This is a genomic window from Ruminococcus callidus ATCC 27760, assembly GCF_000468015.1.
Classification (GTDB): Bacteria; Bacillota; Clostridia; order Oscillospirales; family Ruminococcaceae; genus Ruminococcus_C; species Ruminococcus_C callidus.
Map to the genome: position 1 here is coordinate 1 of NZ_KI260357.1, position 593 is coordinate 593.

At 43.0% G+C, this 593-nt stretch carries 1 protein-coding gene; it reads right to left on the bottom strand.

Annotated elements, in window-relative coordinates:
* Nucleotides 1–291 precede the first annotated feature (291 nt).
* A partial coding sequence (locus RUMCAL_RS05340; protein WP_021681594.1) for a DUF2179 domain-containing protein occupies nucleotides 292–593 on the bottom strand: 302 nt, incomplete at its 5' end.

Consider the following 593-nt stretch of genomic DNA (forward strand, 5'->3'; position numbering starts at 1 on the left):
GGGGAAGCTTGCGGAGAAGGACTGAAAAAGGCAGGGTATGCTTGTAAAAAAATACAAGCATACAAACATTACAGTAATGGTTGTAGAAATGCTCTGCAGGAAACAATATGTAGAGCGACTGTGATGAGTTCATATAACAGGAGCAGGCAAAGTCCTGCTCTTCCTCCTTTTTTGTAAAAAACAGAGCACGAATTTTGACATATGAAGACCGTTGAGATGGAAGAACAAAAGCACCAAAAAAGAAAACAACCCCGCACAAAACCCAAAAAACAAGTTTTGTACGGGGTCATTTTATATGGTATTGCGGAATCCTTTTCCGATAATTTCGCTGCTGTTGGTAATCATCATAAACGCCTGGGGCTGTACTTTTTTGATATAGTTTCGCAGCTGCACAGCCTGGCTTCGTTTCATGACGGTCAGTACAATATATTCCTCCTGTCCGCTGTATGTTCCCTCCGCAGTAAACAACGTCGCGCTTCGCCCCAGTTCTGTGTGGATAAAGTCACAGATCGGCGTGGGGTCTTTGCAGACTATGGTGAAATATTTGCACAGGTTGATGTTTTCAATGGCGGTATCAATGACAATGGTTTTCG